Origin of the sequence: Pseudomonas sp. RIT623 (genome assembly GCF_004519305.1) — a bacterium.
Taxonomy (GTDB): Bacteria; Pseudomonadota; Gammaproteobacteria; order Pseudomonadales; family Pseudomonadaceae; genus Aquipseudomonas.
In genome coordinates this window covers 33,234-57,422 of record NZ_SOZA01000032.1, presented here as the reverse complement: position 1 = coordinate 57,422, position 24,189 = coordinate 33,234, and the positions used below count along the sequence as shown (strand labels likewise).

Here is a 24,189-nt window from a genome sequence, read left to right as displayed (position 1 = left end):
GCGGCTATTCCTGTGCCCGACGATTCCCGTCGACTTAAGGAGAAGCCCCATGAGTGAGCAAGAAGGCGTTGCCCTGACCCGGCGTGGCATGCTCGCCGGCAGTGTGTTGCTGGGCGTCGGCACCTCGGTGCTCGGCGCTGGCCTGGCCCAGGCCGCAACCGCCGCCCCCGCTGCCAGCACCGGCCCCGCCATGGACCTGGCCAAGCTGGAACGGGTCAGCGTCGAGCTGGTGCCGCCGCCGCAGGTGCATGCCCACAGCCAGCGGGCGCCGGGCAAGCCGCGGATCGTCGAGTTCCGCATGGTCATCGAGGAGAAGGAGCTGGCCATCGACACGGCCGGGGCCTACATCCATGCCATGACCTTCAATGGCTCGGTGCCGGGGCCGTTGCTGGTGGTCCACGAAGGCGACTATGTGGAGCTCACCTTGGTCAACCCGGCCAGCAACAGCATGATGCACAACATCGATTTCCATGCCGCCACCGGCGCCCTGGGCGGCGGCGAGCTGACCCATGTGAAGCCCGGCGAGCAGGTGAAGCTGCGCTTCAAGGCCGACCGTGCCGGGGTGTTCGTGTACCACTGCGCGCCGGGCGGGGCGATGATTCCCTGGCATGTGGTGTGCGGCATGAACGGGGCGATCATGGTGCTGCCGCGCGATGGCCTGAAGGATGCCGAGGGCCGGGCGCTGAAATACGACAAGGTGTGGTACATCGGCGAGCAGGACTACTACATCCCCCGCGACAAGGACGGCAAGTACAAGCGCTACGCCAACCCCATGGCCAGCTTCGGCGACATGAGCCAACTGATGAAGGGCCTGGTGCCCAGCCATGTGGTGTTCAACGGCAGCGTCGGCGCGCTGACCGGCAAGCAGGCTTTGACCGCCAAGGTCGGCGAGACGGTGCTGATCGTCCATTCCCAGGCCAACCGCGACACCCGCCCGCACTTGATCGGCGGCCATGGCGACTATGTGTGGGCGGCGGGCAAGTTCGCCAACCCGCCGCAACGCAACCTGGAAACCTGGTTCATCCCTGGTGGCGCGGCGGGGGCGGCGTTATACACCTTCCGCCAGCCTGGGTTGTACACCTACCTCAACCACAACCTGATCGAGGCGGTGATGCTCGGCGCGGCGGCGCATGTGCAGGTCGAGGGCCAGTGGAATGACGACCTGATGAGCCAGCTGGAAGCACCGGGGCCGATCCGCTAGCGGCATTGATCCCGGTCAAGCCCCTTGGCCATGCGCGGCATAGCCTGAGCGCAGGCACTCACTTCATGGAGGGAGACCATGGCCAAGAAATTTCCCAGCAACCCCAGCCACCCGGAACGGATCTGCTGGGGCTGCGACCTGTACTGCCCGGCCAAGGCGCTGGCCTGCGGCAATGGCGCGGAGCGGACCATGCACCCGGTGGAGCTGTTCGGCGAGGATTGGGATCAGCTCGATGAGCGGCTGGATCAGCCGATAGCTCTAGCGCAGGATCTCCCAGCCAACAGCGCTCAAAACGCCGTACTCACCGTCAACGCCAGATTACGCGGATCGCCGTAGATCGCCCCGGCATAGAACCCGTAGCGGGTGTAGTAGTGCTTGTCGAAAAGGTTGTTGGCGTTGAGGCTGACGCTGGTGTCGTCGGTCAGCTGGTACTTGGCCATGGCGTTCCAGATGGCGTAGCCCGACCAGTTCACATCGCTGGCACTGCGGCTCACGCCGTTGCTCGGCTGGCCGGCCGGCGAGGAAATCGCGCGGATGTTGCTCTGCGCGGTAACGCCAGCGCCCAGGGTCAGGCGCTCCAGCGGGCCGGACAGGCGATAGGTGGTCGAGGCCTTGAACAGGTGCGACGGGTCGCTGCGCCCGTCGCTGTCCAGGCGTCGGAAGTGCAGGTAGGTATAGCCGGCGTAGACATTCCAGTTGGGGCTCAGGGCGCCGGCCACTTCCAGGTCGATACCGTCGGTTTCCTGGCCGGAACCAGCCTTGTAGGCGGTGGCGCCGGTCGGCGTCAGCAGGTCGCCGTCCATGACCGCCTTGTTTTCCTGCTTGGTGCGAAAGTAGGCGGCGGAGGCGTTCAGGCGGCCATCGAACCATTCACCCTTGATGCCGCTCTCGTAGCTCTGCCCACGGATTGGCTCGACCTTGCTGCCGCTGGCGGTCTCTTCGGTCTGCGGGTTGAAGATATCGGTGTAGCTGGCGTACAGCGAGTAGGTGTCGTTCAGGTCGTAGACCACGCCCATGTAGGGGGTGACGATGCCATTGTTCTGCTGGTTGCTGCGCACGCCGCTGACGTTGCGGGCGGTGGCCGAGTAGTCGGTGCTGCGCACGCCAAGAATCACCGACAGCGGGTCGCTGAGGCTCAGGCGGGTGGCGGCATACATCCCTTGCAGGCGGGTGGTGGTCTTGCTGTGCAGGCCGGTTCTCGAGGCCAGCATGGCGTAGTCGTCATCCACGCCGTCGAGCCAGTTGCTCAGGCCCAGGCCGTTGTTGGCGCGGAACTGGCAACCGACGCCGCTGTTCACCGTCTTGCCGCCACCGACCATGCTGCAGCTGTACTGCGGCGACCAGGCCACGGTGCGGCTGTCGTTGTAGCCGACCATCGCCTGGTGGGTGCGGCCGAGCAGTTGGAACGGGCCGGACAGGTCGATCTGCGCCGATTGCTGGGTGGTGTCGGTGGAGCTGTGCAGGCCGTTGAGCACCGCGCCGCTGCCATCCTGGTCCCAATAGCCGCCGTAGACGCCACGGCCAGCTGAGTTGACCTTGGCCAGGCCGCGATGGTTGAGGGCCTCGCCGCTGCTCTGGGCGACCTTGAGGTCCAGGCTCCAGTCGTTGTCGAAGCGGTGCGCCAGCGAGCCGAAGGTGGTGCGGGTGATGTATTCGCCGAAGCTCCAGCTCGGCACCAGGTTGGTGCTGCGCGGCAGGTCGGTCTTGCTGCCGTCGCCGTACCAGATCGGGATGTTGGCGCCCCAGCCGCCACCGACTACCTTGTTGTATTCGTACTGGTAGCCGGCGCCGAGGGTGGTGGCGTCGTCCAGGTCGAACTCGAAGTTGGCCAGGGCCGCGCGGGAGCGCTCGGACTGGTTGTCGCGGAACGAGTTGGCGTCCTGCTGGGTCATGACGAAACGCGAGCGCAGGCGACCGTCCTCGCTCAGCGGCAGGTTCAGGTCGGCGCCCAGGCGGCGCTTGTCCCAACTGCCGTAGGTGGCATAGGCGCTGCCGCCGAAGGTCTTGCCCGGCGCCTTGCGGATCAGGTTGACCGTGGCCGACGGGTCGCCGGTACCGCCGAGCAGGCCGTTGGCGCCGCGCACGATATCGATGCGCTCGTACAGGTCCATGTTCAGGGCGTTGCCGCCGCCACTGAAGTCCGAGCCGCCGGGGAACTGCAAGCCGTCGATCTTCCAGTTGCTGATCGAATAGCCGCGGGCGCGGAAGTCGGTGCGCCCGCCCACTTCCATCTTGCTCATGCTCACCCCAGGCGTGGTGTCCAAGGCCTGTTCGATGGTGTGGATGTCGCGGTCGTCCATCTGCTGGCGGGTGATGCTGGTGACTGACTGCGGGGTCTGGCGCGGCGTCAGCTTCAGCCCGGTCGAGCTGCGGGTGCTTTCGACGGTGTAGCCGATCTGGCCGCTGTCGTCGGCCAGCGGCAAGGCGCTGCTGTCGATGGTGGTGGCATCCAGCTCCACGGCCTGGTTGGCAGCCGTGGCGGTGGATGACAGCCCAAGGGCAACGAAGAAGGCAAGCGGGGTGAGGCGACTGCCGCCTCGGAGAACGGGGTATGCGTCGGTCATGATGCTCTGTCGTACCATTTGGGAAGGCTTCGTATTCGCAGATGATTTTTTGTTACGATTCTAGGCATCCGCCCCTTCGGCTCCATGGATGGCATGTACGGGGATGTAATCGAACGTAATGAGCGGCCAAGCGCTCCCTTGCACAGGTACCCCCGCACCATGAGCACGACCTTGCTGGTCGTCGACGATGACGACGAGATTCGCGAACTTCTCTGCGATTACCTGGCCGATGCCGGTTACCAGGCCCTGGCCGCCGCCGACGGCGAGCAGATGCGCGCGCAGTTGGCGCGCCATGCCGTGGACCTGGTGGTGCTGGACCTGATGCTGCCCGGCGAGGACGGCCTGAGCCTGTGCCGGCAGTTGCAGGCCCAGCCCGGCCTGGCGGTGATCATGTTGTCGGCCAAGGGCAGCACCCTGGACCGCATCATCGGCCTTGAGGTGGGTGCCGACGATTACCTGGCCAAGCCCTTCGAGCCCCGTGAGCTGGTGGCGCGAATCAAGGCCGTGCTGCGCCGCCCGCAACGCCTGGAGGCCGCGTCGGAAGAGCCCGCGGTGGAGCCCCAGCGGTTCGCCGGCTTTCGCCTCGATCACGTCAAGCGCCTGCTCACCCTCCCCGACGGCCAGGCGCTGACCCTGCCCCGCTCCGACTACCGGGTCTTGCGCGAACTGCTCGAGGCCAATAACCGCGTGGTCTCGCGCGATCAACTGACGCGCAGCGCGTTCGGCCGCGAGCATTTACCCGACGACCGTTCGGTGGACATGTGCATCAGCCGCCTGCGCCAGCAATTGCGCCGCGCCTCCAGCCAGGGCGCGCAAATCCTCACCATCCGCAACGAAGGCTACCTGCTGAGCCTGGCCCGCGAAGCCCTGGGTGCCTGAGGTGCGCTGGCTCCGCCGGCTGTGGCCGCGCACACTGTTCGGCCAGTTGCTGCTGATCATGATCAGCGGCACCCTGGTGATCCAGTTGCTGTCCAGCAGCATCTGGTTCGATGTGCGTTTCGCCCAGGTGCTGGAAGCGCCGGTGCGGCTGATCGCGGCGCGCAGCGCGCCGTTGATCGCCCAGGCCGACTGCCACGGCGCGGCGCTCGCGCTGCCCCGTCACTACCAGGTGCGTTGCGCCGAAGCCGTACCGCCGGCCGAGCATGACGAGCGCCGCGGCCATCGACGGATCGAGCTGCTGCTGCACCAGGCGCTGGCCTACGAACTGGGCCGCGACCCACAGGCCCGCTTGCTCAAGGTGCAGCTCAGCGACGAACAGGGCCAGCCAATCGTCTGGCGTAGCCTGTTCGGCCTGCGCACCGCCCAGGCCCACCTGGAATTCGCCGTGCCCCTGGCCGACGGCCACTGGCTGACCATCGATGGCCAGGAGCTGCAGGGCTGGAGCGGCGAGTCGGCCTGGGTGCTGATCAGCGACTACCTGTTGCGGGTCTATGCCTTGCGCATCGTCGCCGTGCTGCTGGTGTGCCTGCTGGCGGTGCGCTTGTGCCTGCGCCCATTGCGCCGCCTGGCCGATGCTGCCCGGGGCTTGGGCCACAACCTCGAGCAGCCGCCACTGCCGCTGGATGGCCCGGAAGAAGTGCGCCAGGCCGCCCAGGCCTTCAATGCCATGCAGCAACGGCTGATCGGCATGGTCAACGACAAGGCCTACTTCCTCGCCGCCGTTTCCCACGACCTGCGCACCCCGCTGACGCGCATGCGCCTGCGCCTGGAACGGCTGGAGGACGGCGAACACAAGGAGCGCCTGCGCCACAATATCGCGCAGATGGACGGCATGATCGGCCAGGTGCTCGACTACCTGCGCGCGGGCGAGCAGCAGAACCTGCAGCAGGTCGATCTCGACCGCCTGGTGGCGCGGCTGTGCGCCGACCTTGCCAGCATCGAGGAACCCTTGCCCATTCATGGCCAGGCGGGCCAGGCACGGGTCGACGCCCTGCTGCTGCAGCGTTGCCTGCAGAACCTGCTGGTCAATGCCCTGCGTTATGCCCAGGATGTGTCGGTCACCCTGGAAAGCACCGGCCATGAGCTGTGCATCCACGTCGACGACCGCGGCCCCGGTATCGCACCGGGCTTGCTGGCGACCGTCACCGACCCGTTCGTGCGTGGCGAAGGCTCGCGCAACCAGGCCTCGGGCGGTTACGGCCTGGGGCTGAGCATTGCCCAACGCATCGCCGCCAGCCATGGCGGTGAACTGCTGCTGCGCAACCGCGCAGACGGTGGGCTGCGGGTCAGCGTGCGCCTGCCCGCCGGTGGCCCGGCCTGACTACTTGCCCTCGCCCTGGAGGATCTTCAGCGCCGCCTCGGCCAGGAAGCCCGAGCGGCTCTTGTGTTCGGGGTGGTTCTGCACGTAGCTGTCGATGCGGGTGAGCAAGTAGGCCGGCAGGGTGATGTTGAGCTTCTCGGCCTTGCCCAGGTAGCGGGTGATATCGATATCGATCAACGCCCAGGTGCAGCCGGCGTAGGCCGGATTGGCCGCATGCGCGGCGACCTTGCCGGCCTTGGGGATCTCCTGCTGGTCCTGGGCGAGCAGCTCGAGATGGCCCTCGATCGCCTCGCGGGCCATGGCGATGGCGTTGTCGAGGTCTTCACCCGCCGAAAAGCAGCCAGGGATGTCCGGCACTTCAACGCCCCAGGCGTACTGGTCGTCACCGGGAAGGATGGCGATGGGAAACAACATGGGATTAAGCCTCCTCGTCAGCTGGCGTAGACGATCCGCGCCTGGCGCAGGATGCTGGCCGCGGTGGCGGGCAGCAGGTCCTTCTTCGGATGCGGGATGGTTACCAGCCCAGGTTTGTCAGGGTGCTTGAAGTGATGGTGGCTGCCTTTGCAACGCACCAGGTACCAACCATCCGCCTCGATCACCGAAATCATTTCACGGCTGTTCATGAACCCATTCCTTGGGCTGGCCGATTGGTGGTTAGTATAACCACCAATTTAGCATTATCAACACCATACCCACTGCGGCGACGAGCGGGCGATCCGTGGGCAAGTATGGTGATGGGAGCCAGAGGCGGGAGCAGAGAAGTAATGCGGGATCTTGCCGCCCCTAGCGACGCGCCTGGCGCCGCTGCTGGCGATACTCCGCCAGCCGCTTGCGCATCTCTCGATAGCGCTGGCTGTTGAGCAGCAGCAAGGCCACCAATGCCGCCAGCAGGCTGCCGGTATAGATGAACAGGTTCGGCCTGTGGCCATAGGTGGGCAAGGTGATCAGCATGCACGCGATGCACATGCCGGCGATCAGCCAGGTACCCCAGGCCCGCCCACGCACCACGGCGCCATGGCCCAGGGCGAACAACGCAAACAGGCCATAAAGGCCCAGGGGGAACAGGCCATCCTGCGCACAATTACGGCAGTAGGTGCTCCAGGCCAGGGCAAAGGTCCAGGCAACGGCGATGATCGAGGCGAAAAACGCAGCGATGAACACGCCGAAGTAGCGTCGGAGAAAGTCCTTGAGTTGCATCTGATACGTCATGCGTCAGCGCCTCAGCTGACGCAGCTCTATCAGGCGCTGGCGCATTTCCCGATGGCGGCCACTGTTGAAGACCAGCAGCGCGAGCAGAGCAAGCACCAGCATGATCGCCAGCATCAGGGCATTCAAACCGCTGCCGAACAAGCTCAGCGTCATCAACAAGGCCACTGCCGGCACGGGCAGGACCAACCACATGGCCCAGGTAAAGCCACGGACCATCGCCAAATGCCCGGTACACAACAACAAAGTGGAAACGGCACTGGCCAGCAGGGTGTACGAGGGGTTGTCCGGGTGATGACGCCAATGGCTGTCGATCCACAGGGTCGATGACAACGCCGCCGATATCAGGCACATGAAAAAGCCCAGCAAGAACATCGCGAAGTAACGACGCATGAAAGCCTGGAACTCTGCCGGCGTCATCTTCATTCGATTTCCTCGTATAACCCCACGGCGATGCTCTGTACCGTCGCACTGCCCGCCAGTCCCAAGGTGGCGCCGAGCGAGTCGCGCATCAGGGTCTGCGTGGCATGGCTGATCTCGGTCGGCGTATAGCGCTTGGTCATGGTCCCAGCCGCCTGCTGCAACTTGATCTGCTTGGCCGTCAGGCTCGGGTGCTTGATCGACAGCAGTTCATCGGTCAGCGCCTTGCGCTGCTGACGGCTGAGGGTCCTGGACAACTCCAGCCAGCTACGGCCCGTAGCGGCCTTGTGCACTTGCAGGTACTTCAGCGTGGTCAGGCCCGACGCACCGACACCCAGCAGCGAAACACCATCAAGTACCTTCGAGGCGGCTTGATACCACTGGCTTTCATCGAGGGCATCGTTTGCCGCCGGATTGGTCACTTCACGCACCGTGCGCATCACACCGATGCCGCATTGCAGGCTGCTGGCAGTGGCAGCGGCGCCACCGACATAGGTCAGCACCAGGCTGGTACCTCCGGAAAACGGCGCGGCAATGGTGCCACTGAACACCACGAACCAGCCAATCACGGCACCTGCACAGGAGAGCGTGGTGTTGACCGCCTCCTTGACCACCCGCGACTCACGCGGGTTGTGCTGCAACTGCTGGGTGTACTGGTCGGGGGTCTGGTACTTCTTGATCTCGCGCAGGATCACGCGCTTGGGGCGGATGCTGCAGATCGGCTGGAACTCACGCAAGGTGATGACGTTGTAGTCGGCGTCGATGTACACCACGCCCGCCCCGACAATCCGTGGGTCGGCATCGATGGCGGCGAACATCTGCGGCAGGTTGATCCGCCCCTGGATGCGCTGACGCGCCATGAACTGCGAGGTGTTGCCCAGGCGGGTGGAAAGCAGGTCTGTCACGAATCGGTTTCCTTACACAAAGATCAGGGCCTTCAGGGCAAGTCGCATCGGCGCACAGCTGCTCCCACAGAAACAGCGCAGGCCGCTGGCACCGAGATTTCTCAATCCGGCGCGATCCCTGCGGGAGCGCTTCAGCCGCGAACACCGGCATAGCCGGTGCCAGCCACCGCGCCGCCTGGTTCGCCAGCAAAGCTGGCTCCTACATGTTCCGCGCGGCGGATGTGGGAGCCGGCTTGCCGACGCGGCCGCGGTATCAGACGTTAGGGCAAGGCACCGGCGCCCAGTCACCCATGTCCGGGTTGCGGCACATGGCGTTGACCTGGTCGGCGCCGGCCTTGGCCACTTGCTGGGCCTCGGTCTTCTTGCCGTTGGCGTTCTGCAGGGTCTTCTCGGTGGCTACCGCTTCCTGTGGCACCTTGGTGTTGGTCTTGGCCGGCTGAATCTTTTTAACGTCCTTCTTCTTGCCGGTGGTTGCCACCTTCGGCGGCTCGGCCACGGCCACCACTTCGGTGCGCTGTACGCCCACTTGCTTGAGGTCCTGCTCGTAGGCCTGGGTGTAGTTGTTGAGGTTCTCACCAAGACGGCCGTTGACCGTGGTCAGCAGGTTGTTCGACTCCTGCAGGCCGGCGACGATCTCGGCCAGGCGCTTGCGGCCCTCGGTGTCGTTGATGCGGCCCGACTTGCGGTTCTGGATCAGGCTGGCGAACTCGCGCTGGTAGCAGCTTTGCGACGACTTGGCGTAGGCGGTGGTGCGGTCCAGGTCGGCAGCGCTCTTGTCGATGTCGGCGGCGTACGAGGCAATGCGCTGCTTGTCGTCGCTGATCTGCTTCTGACGCTCGGTGTAGTAGCCAGCCGCGCCGCCGACCAGGGCACCACCGGCGGCGCCGATGGCGGCGTTGCGGCCGCGGTTTTCCTTGTCGACCAGGGCGCCGGTCAGGGCACCGCCGACCGCGCCGAGCAGCGCGCCGGTGGTGACCGAGCGGGTCATGTCACCGTCGGTGGAGCGCAGGTGCTGCACCGGCTCGTAGCAGTTGGGGTAGTACTCGACCTTGGTCGTGGCGCCGACCTTGGACGCCGGCGAACTGGCGCAACCGCTCAGCAGCACGGTGCTGAAACCGGCGGCCAGCAGCAGCGCGGTACGGGCCTGGGATGCGGTGATCAGGGGTTTGCGGGTGAACATGGTCTGGTTTCTCTTCTTGGGTTTCTCGGTAACCGGGGGGCGTCTGCCGCCCGGGAGTCCTTTCTACGGAAGCTGTCCTTAGGGTCGCGGGGCGGCCGATGCCAGCAGCTCCTTGAGGATCGTCGCCGGATCGGCCCGCCGGTTCTGGCGGTACTCCCCGACGTGGCGGACGAACAGGGTGGCGCGGGTCACCAGGCTGTTGCCCAGGACCGGCTTGCGATTGAGTTCTTCCTTGACCCGCTGGAACTGCGCCTGGATCACCGCATCGGTGTAGCGCGTGCCACTGGCCAGGTTGTCGATGTAGATCGCCACGGCGCCGTCGAGGGCCGCGCGGCCATTGGCGATGGCCGCGCCGTACATGCGCGCGCTGGTCTGGTCGCCGGCAGCCTCGGCCTTGGCCTGGGTGTTCTGCAGGTTGGTCAGGCGGATGTTGTAGTTGTTGACGGTCTCGGCCACCAAGGCGGCGGACTGGATCAGGTTGCCGGCGGCTTCCTCGCGCTGGCGGGCGATCAGCGAGACATTGCGCTTGAGCTCTTCGTTGACCAGCCCCAGCTCGGCTTGCTGGCGTGGGTCACTGGCGGCGGCGATGATGCTGTCCAGGCGCTTGGTCGGGTCCTGGGCGGCGTCGATGTCATCGGTCAGGCTGGCCAGGCGGCCTTCCTTCTGCCACTGCTCGAACAGCTCCTGGTAGCGCGAGCGCGGCGCCGACAAGGCGCCGATGGCGACCCGGAAACCGGTGGTCTCGTTGCGCTGCTCGGTGCCATCGGCGCCGAACAGCGGGTACTCGCGGCGCATGCCAGTGAACAGCGTGCCCTCGCCTTCGAGGTAGTTGCCGCCCTTGACCACGAAGCCGCCGTAGGCGCCTTGCAGGCGGCCGGCATGCACCAGCTGGAACGACTCCTGGACCATCTCGGCGGCGTTGCCGATCACATCGAACAGGCCCAGCGGGTTGGGTTGTTTGCTGCCGATCGGCATCAGCCGCGCCGCCTGGCCGGTGCCGCCGGCCACCTGGTTGAACACCGCGAAATCGCCCAGCGGCCCCTCGCTGTCGGCGCCCTCGGCCTTGCGCGGGAACAGACGCCCTTCCAGCTCCTGGCGGCTGACCGCCGAACCACCACGGGCAGCGAACTCCCACTCGACTTCGGTGGGCAGGCGCACGAAGCCCGTGCCGCCATCCTCGGCCTTGCTGCCACGGCCACTGACCGGCAGCAGGTCGCGGTGATGCTTCATCAGCCAGGCGCTGTACACCGCGGCGAAGCGCTCGGCCTCGAAGCGCGACAACTTGACCTTGGGCAGACGCCCCGCCGCATCGTTGCTCGCGTCGCAGGCCGGGGCAGCCTCGCCGCTGGCCAGCGACTGCGCCTGGGCCATCACCTGGGCATACTGGCGCGCGGTAACCTCGTACTTGCCGATGAAATACATCATCGGCGTCAGCGGGCTGCCTTTGTCGACCTTCGGCAAGGTCGGGCCAACGGCCTTCTGCCACTGCGGCGCCAAGTCCTGCAGGCTGAACTGGCCATTGATGAAGTCGCGTCGGTAGCCCGAGATGAACGACTGCTTGTAGCCGGCCTCGCCTTCGCTGAACGGGTAGCCGAGGTTGACCTCACGGTCGTCGAGGCTGCCCTGGGCCAGCACGTAGACACTGCGCAAAACCAGCTCGCCGCCACAGGGCAGCGGCAGGCTGACATCGCCCGGCAGCGGCTTGGGGTTATCAAGCTTGCTCTCACTCCCAGCCTGGGACTGGGCGACCGGCTTGGCCTTGTCGTCGCCATCGGCCTGGGAACAGGCGCCCAGGCTCAGTGCGGTGAGGATCAGGGCAGCGGCCCCGAGGCGGCGGTCAGACATCACGGATTCCTTGGCAAGCCTCGATGCGCGCCACCCGCCAGCCGCCGAGGGCGGCGGCGGCAGTGCTGGCCAGCAGCACGGCGCACAGCGCAACGAGGTAGTGCATGGGTAACAGGTGGCTGGCGAATTCGCCGGGCACCTGCATGAAAAGTCGGTTCAGGCCGTGCTCGGCCAACAGGTACAGCAGGCCCGCCAGGGCGGCGGCGAACAGCCCGCTGTACAGCGCCTGGAGCATCACGAACAACAGCAGCGCGGCGGTGCCGAAGCCCAGCAGGCGCAGCACCGCCAGTTCGCGTTGCTTGCGCTCCACCGCCGCCACCGCGCCCGCGGCGATGGCCGCCACCGCCCCGGCCACGGCCAGGCTGGCGATGATCCAGAACACCAGGTCGAGGTTGCGGCTGAGCGACTGCACCTGGGCGATCTGCGCGGCCTGGGTCGACACCAGCAGCTTGCGTTCGGCGAAGAACTGGCGCAGTGGCTCGACGTCGGTCAGCTCACGGGCGTACAGGCGGAACGCCGGGTAAACCCGCTGCGCCACGGAGCCCTGCGCCTCGCCCTGCCAATCCAGTGCCGGCACCGCGCGGCCATCACGGTAGTCCTCGACTGCCTCGAGCAACTGCAACGATGCGAACAGGCCATCGCGCTCGAACGCGGCCAGGGGTAACACGCTGAGGACCTGCAGGCGCGTCTGCCGCCATTGCATCTGCCCGGCCTGCTGGCGGCTGAAGCTGGCCTGCAGCTCGTCTCCGGCCCTGGCGCCAAGCTTTTGCGCAGCGGTAAAGCTCAGCACCACCTGTTGCAGCCCCGACGGGGGAGCGACCTGGGCCAGCAAGGGATCGCCCTCGGCGCTGGGCAGCATCTCGACCGTCAGGCCACGTCCGTGGGCGGGCAGCAGCAGTTCGGCGGTGGCGGCGATCTGCCGGGTCCGGGGGATGGCGAAGGCCACTCCCGGGCGTTGTGCCAGTTCCTCGATGAACTCGCCGCGAAAGCGTCCACCGCCCAACGGAATGATCTCGCGCACGCCCGGATCACGCTGCAGGCGCTCGGTCAGGCTGCCGACCAGGCCGAACTTCAGGCCGAACAGCACCAGCAACGGCGCGATCACCGCCACCAGCGCCAGCACGCCACAGGCCGACAGCCGCGCATCGTTGCGGTAGTCCTGCCAGGCCAGCCCGGCGATCAGCAACGGGCGCATCAGGCGGCCCTCGCCAAGGTCGCGGTGACGCCACCGTCGACATCGCGCTGGCAGCTCATGCGCAGCAGGCTCAAGCCCGCCGCGCGGGCCAGGTTTTCATCATGAGTGGCGACCACGCAGGTGACCTGGCGTGCATCGGCCTCGCGCAACAGCAGTTGCATGACCCGTTCGGCGTTCACCGGGTCCAGCGCGGCGGTCGGCTCATCGGCCAACAACAAGGCCGGGCCATGGGCCAGGGCACGGGCGCAACTGACCCGCTGGCGCTGGCCGAGGGACAACGTGGCCGGTTTCTTGGCCAACTGGTCGTGCACATCCAACGCCTCGGCCAGGCGTTCGACGCTGCCGTCATCGCCCAGCCCGAGCAATTGCCGTGGCAGGCGGATATTGCCACGCACATCGAGAAAGCCCAGCAATCCACCGGCCTGCAACACATAACCCAGATGGCGGCTGCGCAACGCCGCCAGGCGGTCGAGCTGGCGTTCGCGCCACAGCCCGGCCACGTCCACGCCGCCGACGCAAAAGCCTGCCGCCGCATCCGGCGCCAGCACCAGCGCCAGCAGGTCGAGCAAGGTGCTCTTGCCACAGCCGCTGGGGCCGACCAACGCCACCCGCTCACCCGCCGCCAGGTGCAGCTGGTCGACCTGCAGGCTGTAACGCTGGGCGCCCTGCCCGCGCGTCTTGCGCACCCCGTCCAGGCGAATCATCACGGCAGCGTCGACAGCGGCACACGGTACAAGGCGTCGCCCGGCTCGGCCTTGCCGAAGCGCACCCAGTTGGCCATGTCGTTGTGGAAGGTTTCGTACAGGCGGATCTTCGAGTCGAGCTCGTCGATGAAGTCCTCCTGCTCGGCCACCGACAGCGACAACCACAGGTCCTGGGTCATCGCCAGGGACTTGCTGCGGTACGGCAGGCCATCGAGATATTCACCGAGCACGCCACCCTGGGCCAGGTTGGCGCCCTTGCGCAGGGCGCCGGGATCGCGGCTCATGTAGGCGCTGGCGCTGGCGATCTCGTTGAAGAAATCCCCCGGCGAACTGCGGGTCTTGCGCGCGGCGTCGACGATCAGCTTGAGCGACTGCTGCAGGTCGTTGAGCTGCAGCTTGGTCAGCATCACGCACACCTGCAGGGTCGGCAGCGCCGGGTTGGTCAGGTCGCGATCGGCGGTCCAGGCGCTGACCAGTTGCGGCGCCTGGCTGGCGCCGTGCCGGCCGAGGAAGTCCATGTGCATGGCATAGCCGATGGCCTGGGACTTGGCCGCCAGGCCCGAGGCCGAAGTCAGCAGCGGCACCGCCTGCGGTTGCTGGTTGCGCACCTGGTGCACCAGCTCGGCGAAGGTCGAGCCAATCTCGCGCACACGCTCGCCGAACACACCCACTTCGCCGCCCGGCACGCCCACATAGAGGTCGCCAATCTGCGGGTTGCTGTCGGCGGTGAGCACCCGGTACTGGGCCTGCGCCGCGCCATGGTTCTTCACCCCGGCCGGGGTCAGCAGGTGCAGGGCGTAGATCTTGATCTGCTTGCTCAGCGCCGCCTGGCGCACTTCGGCTTCGTTCATCTGGGTGCTGCTGAACGGGTCGTTCTTGCGCAGCGCGCCGGCATCGCTGACCAACAGGATGATGCGCCCACCGTAGCCGGACCAGTCCATGCCTTCGACCGCCTGCATCACGCCGGCGAAGGCGTCTTCGTTGAACGAGTGGCTGGAAACGCTGGTGGCCTTGACCTGGGATGCCGCCTTGAGGAAGCGTGCCGGGTCGCGGCCCTCCTCCAGGCTGACCAGGGTCTTGCTCAGGTAATCGAGGCCGGGGGTGCGCTTGACGCTGTTGCGAAAGCCCACCAGGCCGAAGCTGACGCTGTCCAGTTCGCCACGGGCGGCCAGTTGCTGCTGCAGCTCGCTGACCACCTGGCGCACGCGGTCGATGTAGGGCTGCATCGACACCGAGGTGTCCACCACCAGCACGATACCGGTGCGGAAACCTTGCTCGCCCACCGCTGCCACGCCAGCCGCCTTGGGCGCGCTGTCGCGGGCACTGGCGCCAGGGTCGATGGAGGCAATGTTGAGCAACTGCACCGGCTGGCCATCGGCATCGAAGCTCTCGCGGTAGTCGAAGATCGGCATCAGGTAGAACTGGTTCTGCGGCACGGCGCTGGCCGTCGGCTCCAGGGCCATCACCTGCGGCACCTGGTCGGGGCTGTTCTGCGCCTTGAGCAAGCTGTCGCGGGCCTTGGCGGTGTCGTCGAGCAGGTGCTGCACATCGTCCACCTGGCGCATGAACATCACCGGCGCGCGGCCCGAGCGTTCGGTGAACTTGAGCACCAGGCTCTGCTTCCAGTCGCTGGTCTGCTCGGCCGGCAACCAGCCGTCGCGCTGGCCATCGCTGGCGGCGCCCACCTGCAGCCAGGCTTTGCCCGCCACGTCCTTGCGCTGATACACGTACAGCACGGAAAACGCCGGCAGCTTCTCACCCGAGGCATCGCCGGGCTGGGCCCGCAGTTGTGCGTCGGGCTTGGTCAGCACCCGCTGGAACAGGGTCTTCTTGCCAGGCATCAGCAGCGGGCGGCCATCGTCGTCGGGCGCTACCGCTTGCAGCGTTGGCTGGGCGGGGGCGGCGGTGTCCACCGGGGCCTGCGCCAGCGGCGGCTCGAGCGCCGGCTCGTCGCTGCCACCGAGCAACCAGAAGAACGCGCCACCCAGGCCCAGGGCCGCCGCGATGGCCACGGCCAGTACCGCCTTGGCGGGTTTGTTCGAGGCGGATTTCACCAGCGGCGCGGGCTGTGGCCTGGGCTCTGGCTTGGACTTGGGCTCGGGGCGCGGCGCAGGCGCGGCCACGGCGCTGGGGATTTCGATGGACACAGGCTCTGGCGCCAGCGCTGGCGTTACCACCAGCGGGCGAACCACCGTGCTGTCGCGCTCATCCACCGCTGCCGGCAGCGCCAGGCGATCCAGCGCGGCGAGCAAGGCCGCGGCATCGGCAAAGCGCTCGTTGGGGTCCTTGGCCAGCAGGCCACGCAGGATGTCCTGGTAGCGACCGTGCTCGATCGGCAGCTCCGGCAACGGCTCGGTCAGGTGCGCCAGCGCCGTGGACAGCGCATCGGTGCCGTTGTACGGCAGCTTGCCGACCAGGATCTCGTACAGCACCACGCCCAGCGCATACAGGTCGGCGCGCCCGTCGATCTCCATGCCACGGGCCTGCTCGGGGCTCATGTAGCTCGGCGTGCCGACGGCGAAACCGGCCTGGGTGAACTGGGTGCGGTCGTCCAGCGACTTGGCGATGCCGAAGTCCGACAGCACCGCGGTGCCATCGGCGCGGAACAGGATGTTGGCCGGTTTGACGTCGCGGTGCACCAGGCCCTGGGCATGGGCGTAGCCCAGCGCCTGGGCGATCTGGCGCACGTAGACCAGCCCCTGTTCAGGCGAGAGACCTTCGCCGATGCGCTCCTTGAGCGTACCGCTGGGCAGGTACTCCATGGCCATGTAGTACAGCTCGCCGACATTGCCGATGTCGTGGATGGTGGCGATGTTCGGATGCGCCAGCCGCGCCAGGGTGCGGCCCTCGCGCAGGAAGCGCTCGCAGAAGGTCGGGTCGGCGGCCAGGCTCGCCGCCATGATCTTCAGCGCCACCTTGCGCTCGAGCGAGCGCTGGGTGGCCAGGTACACGCTGGCCATGGCGCCCTGGCCAAGCTCGTGATCGATGTCGAATCCGGGGATCTGCATATTCATGGTGTCTTCAGCTCGCCTTCACGACCACGGCGGTGATGTTGTCGGGGGCGCCCCGGGTCAAGCCCAGGTGTACCAGGCTGCGCACCACTTCGTAGGGGTCGGCGTGACCGAGCACCTCAGCGATCTCGTGGTCCTCGGCGGTCTTGTTCAAGCCGTCGCTGCACAACAGGTAGGTGTCGCCGGGCTGCACTTGCAGGGTGACTGCCTGCAACTCGATATGGTCCTCGACGCCCAGGGCGCGGGTGACGATATTGCCGCGCGGATGCACCCGCGCCTCGGCCTCGTTGAGCAGGCCGCTGTCCTGTAGTTCCTGGACGTAGCTGTGGTCGTGGGACAGGCGCTGCATGCTGCCTTCGCGCAGGCGATACAGGCGGCTGTCGCCGGCCCACAGGCCGATGGCCTGGTCGCCCCGCGCCGCCAGCACCACCACGGTACTGCCCATCATCGCCACGCCGCGGCGCGCGGTTTCCTCGCGCACCGTGCGGTTGACCCACGACAGCCCGTCACGCACTTCGCCGGCAAACTCCTCCAGCGAATCGAGCATCGGCAGGCTGCGCAGGCTGTCCACCGCCAGGCTGCTGACATAGTCACCGGCGGCATGGCCGCCCATGCCATCGGCCACCGCCCACAGGCCGGCCCAGGTCAGTTCCAGGCAAGCGTCCTCGTTGATCTTGCGCACCATGCCGACATGGCTGTAGCTGGCCGCGGTGTATTGCAGGTCGATCATGCGTGCGCTGCCTCGCTACCCAAAAGAAACCCGGCGAAATCCTCGCTGCGCGGCAAGCCCGCGCAGCGCATCAAGCCCGGGGCGATACGCTCAGAGCCCCTGCCCCACCACAGGCTCATGCCCTCGCAGGCGCATTCGGCCAAGGCCAGTGCACGCCCTTGCGGGGTGGTCGCATCCAACCGCTGCAAACCACCCACAGCCACACGCGGCCCCTGTAGGAGCGGCCTGGTGCCGTGAAAAGGCGGCAAGGCCGCCTCAAAACGCTCAAAGGCAGCACCTGGCTCAAGGGTCGCCAACAAAGCAGCCTCAACCGCTTCAAACCATTGGTCATCCCCGGCCACCACAGGCGCCAACGGCTGCCCCGGCTCCAGCACCTGGGCCACGGTCAACGGAAAATACCGCCCGACCCGGTCGATGCTCGGCATCAATACCCCAACCACCGCATCCGGCCCACACACACCCGGCGCCAGGGCAAACCGCCACAAGGGGCTGACCAGGTAAGCCTCGAGCCAACGCTCGCCCAGCGCCTGCTGGCTGGCCTGCAACCCCGCCGCCAGCCACTGGTCCCAGGGCTGGATGAAACCTTGTGGCAGGCCACGGCTGACGAAGTCGCCGCGGCTGGCCAGCTTTCCATAGAAACCCAGGTCGCTCACAGATGCTCCGGCAGGCTGAAACCGCTGAGCACTCGGCTGCGGAACGGGTTGAAGGCGCTGCTGGCACGCAGCTCGTAAGACACGCTGGCGCCATCGACGCGCAGGCGCAGGTTGAAGCGCTCCGGCGAACTGCCGGCCACCAGGTCGGACTGGTCGAGCAGGCGGAACCAGGCCCAGGGCCCTTCCACGGTCAGCCCGGAGCGGCCAGCGGCCGAAGGTGGCGAGATCGACAGGCGCACCACGCCGATGCTGTTGGGGTTGGGCCACTGCAACGCCACTGGCCGGCTCGGCCCGTGGTCGTAGCTGACCTGCTGGCCGTCGAGGTCGAGCAGGAACTGGGTGATGGTGGCATCCATCGCCACCGGCTTGAGCTCGAAGCGCACCCCCGGCTGCACGCCGTTGCTGTTGCGGAAGAACGCATCGCGGATGCTCGCCGCGCGCTGGAAGGTGTACAGCACGTTGCTGCTGATCCCCAGCTTCTGCGCCGCGCCCGGCTGCCAGCTCCAGGGCGTGCTGGAGGTGTTGACGTAGGGTTGCAGGTACTTGCGGAAGTAGTTGTCCATTACCCCGCCAACGCCAAAGAACTGGCCGAAATCTTCCAGGGTGGCGTCGCGGGCGCTACCCGCTACCAGCGGGTAGCGCCCGCTGAGGGACTGGCGGTAGACGCTGACCACTTCGCTGGCCCAGGCGGCGTTGAGCTGGTTGCGCACACCGCCCATGACCAGGTTGTGGGTCGAGCCAAGCACCGAGCCCACCAGGTTCTGCACCACCTTGGGCTGGCGCGCGGCGCCCAGGGCGACCCGCTGCGCCGCGGCCTGGGCCTGGTTCTTGGCCTCGCCCAGCAGCGCGTCGCCGCTGGCGCCGACCATGGCGCTGACTTGCACGTACAGGGCGTTGAGGTCGGTGAGCAGGCCATCGATGGCCGCCGGCTGGCCTTCGCCGGTGTCAACCAGGGCGGCCAGTTCGGCGAAGTGCGCGGTCACCGGGTCGACCTCACGGGCGGCGGGGTTGTCGCTGGGCAGCGGCGCATCGCCCAGCAGGCCGCCGAGGCGCTGGCGCAACTGATCGACGCCGGCCTGCTCGGCCTTGGCCTGGACCTTGTCGAGGGTGGTCGGCTGGGCCAGGTTGGTTTCCTTGGCCACCGACTGCAGCAGCTTTTTCATCGGCGAAGTCGGCCCGGACAGCACCCGCAGCACATCGGCCGCCTGGCCGACGCTGGTGATGGGCACGAAGTCCAGGTCGGCCAGCAGCGCGTCCCAGTTGCGGATGTAGTCCTGGTAATACAGCTGCAGCACATCGTCGGCCAGGCGCTTGGCATCGCCCGCCTCGCTGGCCTCGCGGCCGAGCACCCAGCGCTCTTCGGCCAGGGTCTCGCTGTGGGCCAGGCTGGCGGCGAGAAACGCCTTGCGGTAGCCCTCGACGGTGAAGATACCCGGCAACGGCTCGCTCAGTGGCTTGCCGTTCTTGAAGCGAAACACCAGGGCGGCGTCGCGCCCGGCGGCATCGCTGACCCGGAAGTCGTTGACCCCAGCCGGCAGTTTCTGCCGTTTGACCCGGTCGTAGACCCGCTGGGCCACCGGCAGTTGCTGCAACTGGCGACGGGTGTCGTCGATCAGGCGTTGGTCGAGGCGGGCATTGGGTGGACGCTTGTCGAACAGCGCCGCCAGGTGCTGCGACAGGGCCTGGCGCAAATCCGGGGCCAGGTCGCGGGGCAGGCTGCGTTCCCAGTCGAGGGTGATCCAGGCCTTGATGAACTCAGGGTCGTAGTGCTCGCCGTCAGCCAGCATCAGGTAGGCCTTGAGCCCTTCGTACAGGTAGTCGGACGGGCCACCGGCGTACAGCTGCTCCTCGATGCGGGTGACCAGGCGCGGGGCGAAGATGGCGATCAGCAACTTGCGGTAGACGCTGTCGGACTCACCTTCGAGCATGTCGCCCTGGTACAAGCCCAGGCCCTCGGCCCAGCCCGGTGGATCGTCGGCCAGGCGGCGCACGGCATTGAGCAGCGGCAGCACCTCGACCACGTTGCGCTGCGCCGGGCTCAGCTCCTGCACGCTCTTGCCCAACGGCTTGAGGCGGCTGTCGACCTCGGCGATATATTGCTGGTTGGCGCGGTAGCTCAGGGTCCACAGGGTGCCGACCACCAGCACCAGGGCCACGCTCAGGGCCAGGGCGCCACGGGCGATCCATTTGCGCCGCTGCTCGACCTTGGGGTTGCTGCCGACCAGGCCGCGCTCGGCGAAGGCCACCGCGCTGAACAGCTTCTCGATGAAGTAGCTGCGCCCGCTGCCGCTCTGGCGCGCCAGGTGCGCGCGGTCCAGGCCCATGCTCTGGGCCATGCTGCCGATCAGGCGGTCGATCGGGCTGCCCTCCTGGGTGCCGCTGGTGAAGTACACACCGCGCAGCAGCGCGCGTTCTTCGAAGGCATTGGGCTTGAAGATACCGTCCAAGAAGCTGGTGAGGTTGCCGCGCAGGGCGGCGAACTGCTGGACGAAACCGTACACCAGGTCGCGCCGCGCCGGGTCGCGCTCCTGTTGCAGGCGCTCGACCAGGCGCTGGTTCAAGCGCTGTTCCAGCAAGCCGAACTCGCTGCCGAACTGGGCCAGCGGGCCATCGCCCTGCTGGCCGTCATCCAGGGCGAAGGTCATGCCCCACACCTGGGCCCGCTCTTCCTTGCTCAGGTTGTCGAAGAACTCCATGAAGCCCGGCACCAGGTCGAGCTTGGTCAGCATCAGGTAGATCGGGAAGCGCACGCCCAGCTGGCTGTACAGCTCCTGGATGCGCTTGCGGATGGCCGCCGCGTGGGCGGCGCGCTCGGCCTCGCTGCCCAGCAGCAGGTCGGACAGGCTGATGGCGATGAACGCGCCGTCGATCGGGCGGCGCGAGCGCTGGCTCTTGAGCAGGTCGAGGAAGCCCAGCCAGGCGGCCTTGTCCACCTGGGCATGGCTGTCCTGGGTGGTATAGCGCCCGGCGGTGTCGAGCAGCACCGCCTGGTCGGTGAACCACCAGTCGCAATTGCGCGTGCCACCCACGCCGCGAATGGCGCCCTCGCCCATCTGCGCCGCCAGCGGGAAGTGCAGGCCGGAGTTGACCAGCGCGGTGGTCTTGCCCGAACCGGGCGGGCCGATGATCACGTACCAGGGCAGCTCGTACAGGTTGCGCCGCTCGTCACCGCCCAGGCGCGCCTTCTTCAACAGCACCAGGGCCTCGTCCATGCGCTGGCGCAGGGTCGCCAGCTCCTCGGCGGTGGCGGCGCTGGCAGGGTCCGGCGCGGTTTCGGCGGCCAGGCTTTCCATGACTTTCGCCGCCTGCCGACGGGCCTGGACGATGCGCCATACACGGTAGGCGATCCACGCCGCGAACAGCAGGAAGATCAGCACCACGCGCGGCGTGACCGGCGCCAGCACATCCAGCAACGGGCCGACGAACCAGATGATCAGGCTCAGGGCCAGCAGGCCCAGCAGCGGGATCACCCAGCGAATGACAAAACTGAAAAACGCCTTCACTCGACGCCCTCCGCCAGAACGGTGATTTCAACCCGACGATTCTTCGCCCGGCCCTGCGCGCTGTCGTTCGATGCCAGCGGCTCGGTGTCGCTCAGGCCCTGCGCGGTGAAGCGCCCAGGCTGACCGGTACGGGCGGCGAGGATGTCCTTGACCTCCTCGGCGCGGGCCTGGGACAGTGCCCAGTTGGACGGGAAGCGCAGCGTGGCGATGCGCTGGTTGTCGCTGTGGCCGGTGACTTTCACGTTGCCTTTCACTTTCGCCACGGCCTCGGCGATGCGCAGCATCAACGGCTCGAAGTCACCCTTGATGCTGGCGCTGGCCGAGGCGAACAGTTCGTCGCCACGGATGGTCACCACCGAACGGTCCACCGCGTCCTCCACGGCGACTCGCCCGGCCTTGATGTCTTCGGCGAGGAAACCGGCCAGGCGCGGACGCTCCACGGGCTTGGGCTGCACCACCGGGCGGTCCATGGCCTGCACCGGGATCTCACCCAGGGCGTGGATGCCGCGGAACACCGGCTCGGCATCGGCGGCCAGCTTCAGGCGCAGGCCGAACAGCACCAGCAACAGCAGCGCCAGGGCCACCGCCAGGCCGACCCAGGGCGGCACGAACTGCGCCAGGCGGTCGCGCGCCACGCTGACACCGCGCCAGTGCGGCGACAGCTCGCGCTCGATCTCGCCACGGGCGCTGCGGATGGTCGCGGCGGTGCGCTCGCGCAGGGCCTCGAGCTGGGCGCGACCACCGTTCATCACCCGGTAGCGGCCTTCGAAGCCGAGGCTGGTGCACAAGTACAGCAGCTCCAGCAGGTGCAGACGCTCGCGTGGGCTTTGCAGGCAGTGTTCCATCAGCTGGAACACCTTCTCGCCACCCCAGGCCTCGTTGTGCACGGTGATCAGCAGGCTCTGCTTGCCCCAGTCGCTGGCGCTGCCCCAGGGGGTGCTGAGCACGGCCTCGTCGAGGGCAGTGCACAGCGCATAGCGCGCCAGCAGCACCTCGTTGCGCGGCACCCCGGCGGCTTCGGCGCGTTCTTCGAACTGGCGCAGGTAGGCCAGCAGTTGCGCGCGCAGGCTGGCCGGCGCCGGGTGGGCGATGGTGTTGCGCAGGCGCGTGAGCAGCGCGAGCAATGGGCCGGCCGCCTGCTCCAGCGGGTTGAGGCCCTCGGCCTGGCCGGCGGCCAGCGGCTCGGCGGGCACGTTCAGCGCTGGCGGTGGCGTAGCGGGGGTTGGCGTGGCCGGTTGCGGGCCACGGCCACCGGGGCGCGGCATGAACTGGGTGCGGTCGAAGGCCTGCGGATCGTCTGGTTGCATCGCGGCTTAGTCTCCGGTCCTTGGATGGGGGGTGGCATCGGGGGCCGCGTTGCGGCCCTTTCGCGACACAAGGCCGCTCCTACAGGCGTTCGCGCTCCCCTGTAGGAGCGGCCTTGTGCCGCGAAAGGACCGCAACGCGGTCCCAGCATCTTCAAACATCACGCCATCACCCCCGAATCGCCCAGAAGGCCAGGTTCAGGCCGGGGAATTCGCCGGCGACGTAGAAGGCAAAACCACCGGAATGCTGCAGCTGCTTCCAGTGTTCGCTGCCACGGTCGAGTTCGAAGTAGGTTGAGCCGGCGTGGAACGGAATCTGCCGTGGCGCCACTGGCAGCGGCAGCAGGCCGATACCCGGGAGTTGCAGGTTGACCAGGTCGCGGATGTGCTCCACCGAGCCGATCTTGCTCTGCTGGCCGAAGCGGCTGCGCAGGGTCTCGCTGGGCACGTCGGCGCGCACCACCAGGATGAAGCTGGCGCTGTCGAGCAAGCTACGGTCGGCGAGCATGCCGACGTGGATGCCATAGGCCTTCTCGACCAGCGGGATGGCCACCGCCTTGCTGTCGATCAGCATCGACAGCGCCTCGCGCAGAGCCGCCATGACCGGCGCGAAGGTCGCCGCCAGGTCGTCGTGCTGGTACACCGGGAAGGCCTCGGGCCGACGTCCGTCGCGGGTGAAGGTGGCGAACTCGCCGGCCAGCGCCACCAGCTCGCTGTAAAGGCGCTCGGGGTGCAGCGGGGTCAGCTGGTTGAGGTGCTCGACCAGCGGCTGGGCGCGGTTGACCAGTTGCAGCAGCATGAAGTCGGCTATCTCCGAAGCGCCGCCGTTGGCCGAGGCCACCACGCGCCCGGCCAAGGCCTCGCCGCGCTGGTGCAGCAGGCCCAGCAACTCGCCGCGAAAACCCGACAACGCGTTATTGGCGGTGACGTCGAGCAGCGGCGGGATGTAGCTGTCGTCCAGCACCAGGGCGCGGTCGGCGCGCTTCTCGCGCACCCGCACCACGCCGAGCGCGGCGTAGTCGCTCAAGCCATCCTCGCCGCGCAGCAGGCGCAGGGCGCGGCTGCCCAGGGCCAGGGGCGCGCGGTTCTCGAACGGCGCGTTGTCGTCGCGCACCTCGCTGACCCGGCTGATGTAGCGCGCAGCGCCCAGCGCTTCACCGTCGTCGACGGTGTCGCGGGCGCCGGCACGCTTGAGCGGCAGGCCCAGGTAGATCACGCCATCGCGCAGCTCGTCGGGAATCTCCAGCGGCGGCGGCGGCAGGTCGTCACGGGGGATGTCGAACGGCGTGCCGTCGGGCAACAGGCCGCGGGCACTGAGAATCGCCAGCTTGCCCTGGGCCAGCAGGCCCTGGTCGACGAGCAGCTCGGAGAAGCCCCAGGCAGCGGCGATCAACGGCCGGCTGCGGGTATCGACGAAGTGCTCCAGGTAGCGGTCGTGCTGCTGGAAGTGCTGGGTCGTGATGAACATCCCTTCCGACCAGACCACGCGATTGTTCCAGGACATGCAG

20 protein-coding genes are annotated in these 24,189 nt (G+C 67.4%); 4 read left to right on the top strand and 16 right to left on the bottom strand.

Annotated elements, in window-relative coordinates; all coding sequences use genetic code 11:
* Positions 1 to 109: 109 nt before the first annotated feature.
* Together nirK and E3U47_RS19325 are read left to right on the top strand one after the other, a co-directional pair.
* The gene (nirK, locus tag E3U47_RS19330; protein ID WP_372239531.1) at positions 110 to 1,201 is read left to right on the top strand and encodes a copper-containing nitrite reductase; all 1,092 of its coding nucleotides are present in this window, start codon (positions 110 to 112) and stop codon (positions 1,199 to 1,201) included.
* A gap of 78 nt (positions 1,202 to 1,279) precedes the next feature.
* Entirely contained in the window at positions 1,280 to 1,537 is a 258-nt protein-coding gene (locus E3U47_RS19325) for a DUF3079 domain-containing protein (protein WP_256660309.1), read from the top strand.
* On the opposite strand, the gene E3U47_RS19320 is transcribed toward E3U47_RS19325, so the two are convergent.
* Complete coding sequence (locus tag E3U47_RS19320) at positions 1,489 to 3,783, bottom strand: TonB-dependent siderophore receptor (RefSeq protein WP_134693264.1); 2,295 nt, start codon at positions 3,781 to 3,783, stop codon at positions 1,489 to 1,491. The two genes, E3U47_RS19325 and E3U47_RS19320, sit on opposite strands and share 49 nt — an antisense overlap.
* Before the next feature lie 141 nt (positions 3,784 to 3,924).
* On the opposite strand from E3U47_RS19320, the gene E3U47_RS19315 reads away from it, so the two are divergent.
* Together E3U47_RS19315 and E3U47_RS19310 are read left to right on the top strand one after the other, a co-directional pair.
* A complete protein-coding gene (locus E3U47_RS19315; protein WP_134693263.1) occupies positions 3,925 to 4,644 on the top strand; it encodes a response regulator in 720 nt (239 codons plus the stop codon).
* Between the two features lies 1 nt (position 4,645).
* On the top strand, positions 4,646 to 6,025 hold the full coding sequence (locus tag E3U47_RS19310) for an ATP-binding protein (RefSeq protein ID WP_134693262.1): 1,380 nt from the start codon (positions 4,646 to 4,648) through the stop codon (positions 6,023 to 6,025).
* Here the strand turns inward: E3U47_RS19310 and E3U47_RS19305 are convergent, their stop codons facing one another.
* The 15 genes from E3U47_RS19305 to tssK all read right to left on the bottom strand — a co-directional run bounded on the left by E3U47_RS19305 (position 6,026) and on the right by tssK (position 24,185).
* Positions 6,026 to 6,439: a type II toxin-antitoxin system HicB family antitoxin gene (locus tag E3U47_RS19305; RefSeq protein WP_134693261.1), complete on the bottom strand. Its 414-nt coding sequence runs from the start codon at positions 6,437 to 6,439 to the stop codon at positions 6,026 to 6,028.
* 17 nt (positions 6,440 to 6,456) lie between these two features.
* Positions 6,457 to 6,648, bottom strand: coding sequence for a type II toxin-antitoxin system HicA family toxin (locus E3U47_RS19300; RefSeq protein ID WP_134693260.1), 192 nt, complete (start codon positions 6,646 to 6,648; stop codon positions 6,457 to 6,459).
* A gap of 160 nt (positions 6,649 to 6,808) precedes the next feature.
* Positions 6,809 to 7,234 (bottom strand): hypothetical protein, encoded by a 426-nt coding sequence (locus E3U47_RS19295; RefSeq protein WP_134693259.1) that lies wholly within the window; start codon positions 7,232 to 7,234, stop codon positions 6,809 to 6,811.
* A gap of 3 nt (positions 7,235 to 7,237) precedes the next feature.
* Positions 7,238 to 7,657 (bottom strand): hypothetical protein, encoded by a 420-nt coding sequence (locus E3U47_RS19290; RefSeq protein ID WP_134693258.1) that lies wholly within the window; start codon positions 7,655 to 7,657, stop codon positions 7,238 to 7,240.
* Positions 7,654 to 8,511, bottom strand: coding sequence for an NAD synthetase (locus tag E3U47_RS19285; protein WP_134693267.1), 858 nt, complete (start codon positions 8,509 to 8,511; stop codon positions 7,654 to 7,656). The genes E3U47_RS19290 and E3U47_RS19285 overlap by 4 nt, the downstream gene beginning before the upstream one ends.
* 298 nt (positions 8,512 to 8,809) lie before the next feature.
* Positions 8,810 to 9,736 (bottom strand): type VI secretion system-associated lipoprotein TagQ, encoded by a 927-nt coding sequence (tagQ, locus tag E3U47_RS19280; RefSeq protein WP_134693257.1) that lies wholly within the window; start codon positions 9,734 to 9,736, stop codon positions 8,810 to 8,812.
* Positions 9,737 to 9,814: 78 nt separating this feature from the next.
* A complete protein-coding gene (locus tag E3U47_RS19275; RefSeq protein WP_134693256.1) occupies positions 9,815 to 11,581 on the bottom strand; it encodes an SUMF1/EgtB/PvdO family nonheme iron enzyme in 1,767 nt (588 codons plus the stop codon).
* Positions 11,574 to 12,776, bottom strand: coding sequence for an FtsX-like permease family protein (locus tag E3U47_RS19270; protein ID WP_134693255.1), 1,203 nt, complete (start codon positions 12,774 to 12,776; stop codon positions 11,574 to 11,576). The genes E3U47_RS19275 and E3U47_RS19270 overlap by 8 nt, the downstream gene beginning before the upstream one ends.
* Complete coding sequence (locus E3U47_RS19265) at positions 12,776 to 13,480, bottom strand: ABC transporter ATP-binding protein (protein ID WP_134693266.1); 705 nt, start codon at positions 13,478 to 13,480, stop codon at positions 12,776 to 12,778. The genes E3U47_RS19270 and E3U47_RS19265 overlap by 1 nt, the downstream gene beginning before the upstream one ends.
* Positions 13,480 to 16,494, bottom strand: coding sequence for a serine/threonine-protein kinase (locus E3U47_RS19260; RefSeq protein ID WP_134693254.1), 3,015 nt, complete (start codon positions 16,492 to 16,494; stop codon positions 13,480 to 13,482). The genes E3U47_RS19265 and E3U47_RS19260 overlap by 1 nt, the downstream gene beginning before the upstream one ends.
* 7 nt (positions 16,495 to 16,501) lie before the next feature.
* Positions 16,502 to 17,221 carry a PP2C family serine/threonine-protein phosphatase gene (locus E3U47_RS19255; RefSeq protein ID WP_134693253.1) on the bottom strand — a complete coding sequence of 240 codons (720 nt, stop codon included), beginning with the start codon at positions 17,219 to 17,221 and terminating at the stop codon, positions 16,502 to 16,504.
* Positions 17,218 to 17,874, bottom strand: a complete 657-nt coding sequence (tagF, locus tag E3U47_RS19250) for a type VI secretion system-associated protein TagF (RefSeq protein ID WP_134693252.1) — start codon at positions 17,872 to 17,874, stop codon at positions 17,218 to 17,220. Before tagF ends, E3U47_RS19255 begins: the two co-directional genes overlap by 4 nt.
* Positions 17,871 to 21,377: a type VI secretion system membrane subunit TssM gene (gene tssM, locus E3U47_RS19245; protein WP_134693251.1), complete on the bottom strand. Its 3,507-nt coding sequence runs from the start codon at positions 21,375 to 21,377 to the stop codon at positions 17,871 to 17,873. The genes tagF and tssM overlap by 4 nt, the downstream gene beginning before the upstream one ends.
* Entirely contained in the window at positions 21,374 to 22,684 is a 1,311-nt protein-coding gene (locus E3U47_RS19240) for a DotU family type VI secretion system protein (protein WP_134693250.1), read from the bottom strand. Before E3U47_RS19240 ends, tssM begins: the two co-directional genes overlap by 4 nt.
* A 166-nt stretch (positions 22,685 to 22,850) precedes the next feature.
* On the bottom strand, positions 22,851 to 24,185 hold the full coding sequence (gene tssK / locus E3U47_RS19235) for a type VI secretion system baseplate subunit TssK (RefSeq protein ID WP_134693249.1): 1,335 nt from the start codon (positions 24,183 to 24,185) through the stop codon (positions 22,851 to 22,853).
* Positions 24,186 to 24,189 lie beyond the last annotated feature (4 nt).

Bases quoted from the DNA above. Each gene is read 5' to 3' on its own strand.
- E3U47_RS19325 (WP_256660309.1), top strand. From the start codon at position 1,280: ATGGCCAAGAAATTTCCCAGCAACCCCAGCCACCCGGAACGGATCTGC.
- E3U47_RS19320 (WP_134693264.1), bottom strand. From the start codon at position 3,783: ATGGTACGACAGAGCATCATGACCGACGCATACCCCGTTCTCCGAGGC.
- E3U47_RS19315 (WP_134693263.1), top strand. From the start codon at position 3,925: ATGAGCACGACCTTGCTGGTCGTCGACGATGACGACGAGATTCGCGAA.
- E3U47_RS19305 (WP_134693261.1), bottom strand. From the start codon at position 6,439: ATGTTGTTTCCCATCGCCATCCTTCCCGGTGACGACCAGTACGCCTGG.
- E3U47_RS19300 (WP_134693260.1), bottom strand. From the start codon at position 6,648: ATGAACAGCCGTGAAATGATTTCGGTGATCGAGGCGGATGGTTGGTAC.
- E3U47_RS19295 (WP_134693259.1), bottom strand. From the start codon at position 7,234: ATGACGTATCAGATGCAACTCAAGGACTTTCTCCGACGCTACTTCGGC.
- E3U47_RS19290 (WP_134693258.1), bottom strand. From the start codon at position 7,657: ATGAAGATGACGCCGGCAGAGTTCCAGGCTTTCATGCGTCGTTACTTC.
- E3U47_RS19285 (WP_134693267.1), bottom strand. From the start codon at position 8,511: ATGGCGCGTCAGCGCATCCAGGGGCGGATCAACCTGCCGCAGATGTTC.
- tagQ (WP_134693257.1), bottom strand. From the start codon at position 9,736: ATGTTCACCCGCAAACCCCTGATCACCGCATCCCAGGCCCGTACCGCG.
- E3U47_RS19275 (WP_134693256.1), bottom strand. From the start codon at position 11,581: ATGTCTGACCGCCGCCTCGGGGCCGCTGCCCTGATCCTCACCGCACTG.
- E3U47_RS19270 (WP_134693255.1), bottom strand. From the start codon at position 12,776: ATGCGCCCGTTGCTGATCGCCGGGCTGGCCTGGCAGGACTACCGCAAC.
- E3U47_RS19265 (WP_134693266.1), bottom strand. From the start codon at position 13,480: ATGATTCGCCTGGACGGGGTGCGCAAGACGCGCGGGCAGGGCGCCCAG.
- E3U47_RS19260 (WP_134693254.1), bottom strand. From the start codon at position 16,494: ATGAATATGCAGATCCCCGGATTCGACATCGATCACGAGCTTGGCCAG.
- E3U47_RS19255 (WP_134693253.1), bottom strand. From the start codon at position 17,221: ATGATCGACCTGCAATACACCGCGGCCAGCTACAGCCATGTCGGCATG.
- E3U47_RS19240 (WP_134693250.1), bottom strand. From the start codon at position 22,684: ATGCAACCAGACGATCCGCAGGCCTTCGACCGCACCCAGTTCATGCCG.
- tssK (WP_134693249.1), bottom strand. From the start codon at position 24,185: ATGTCCTGGAACAATCGCGTGGTCTGGTCGGAAGGGATGTTCATCACG.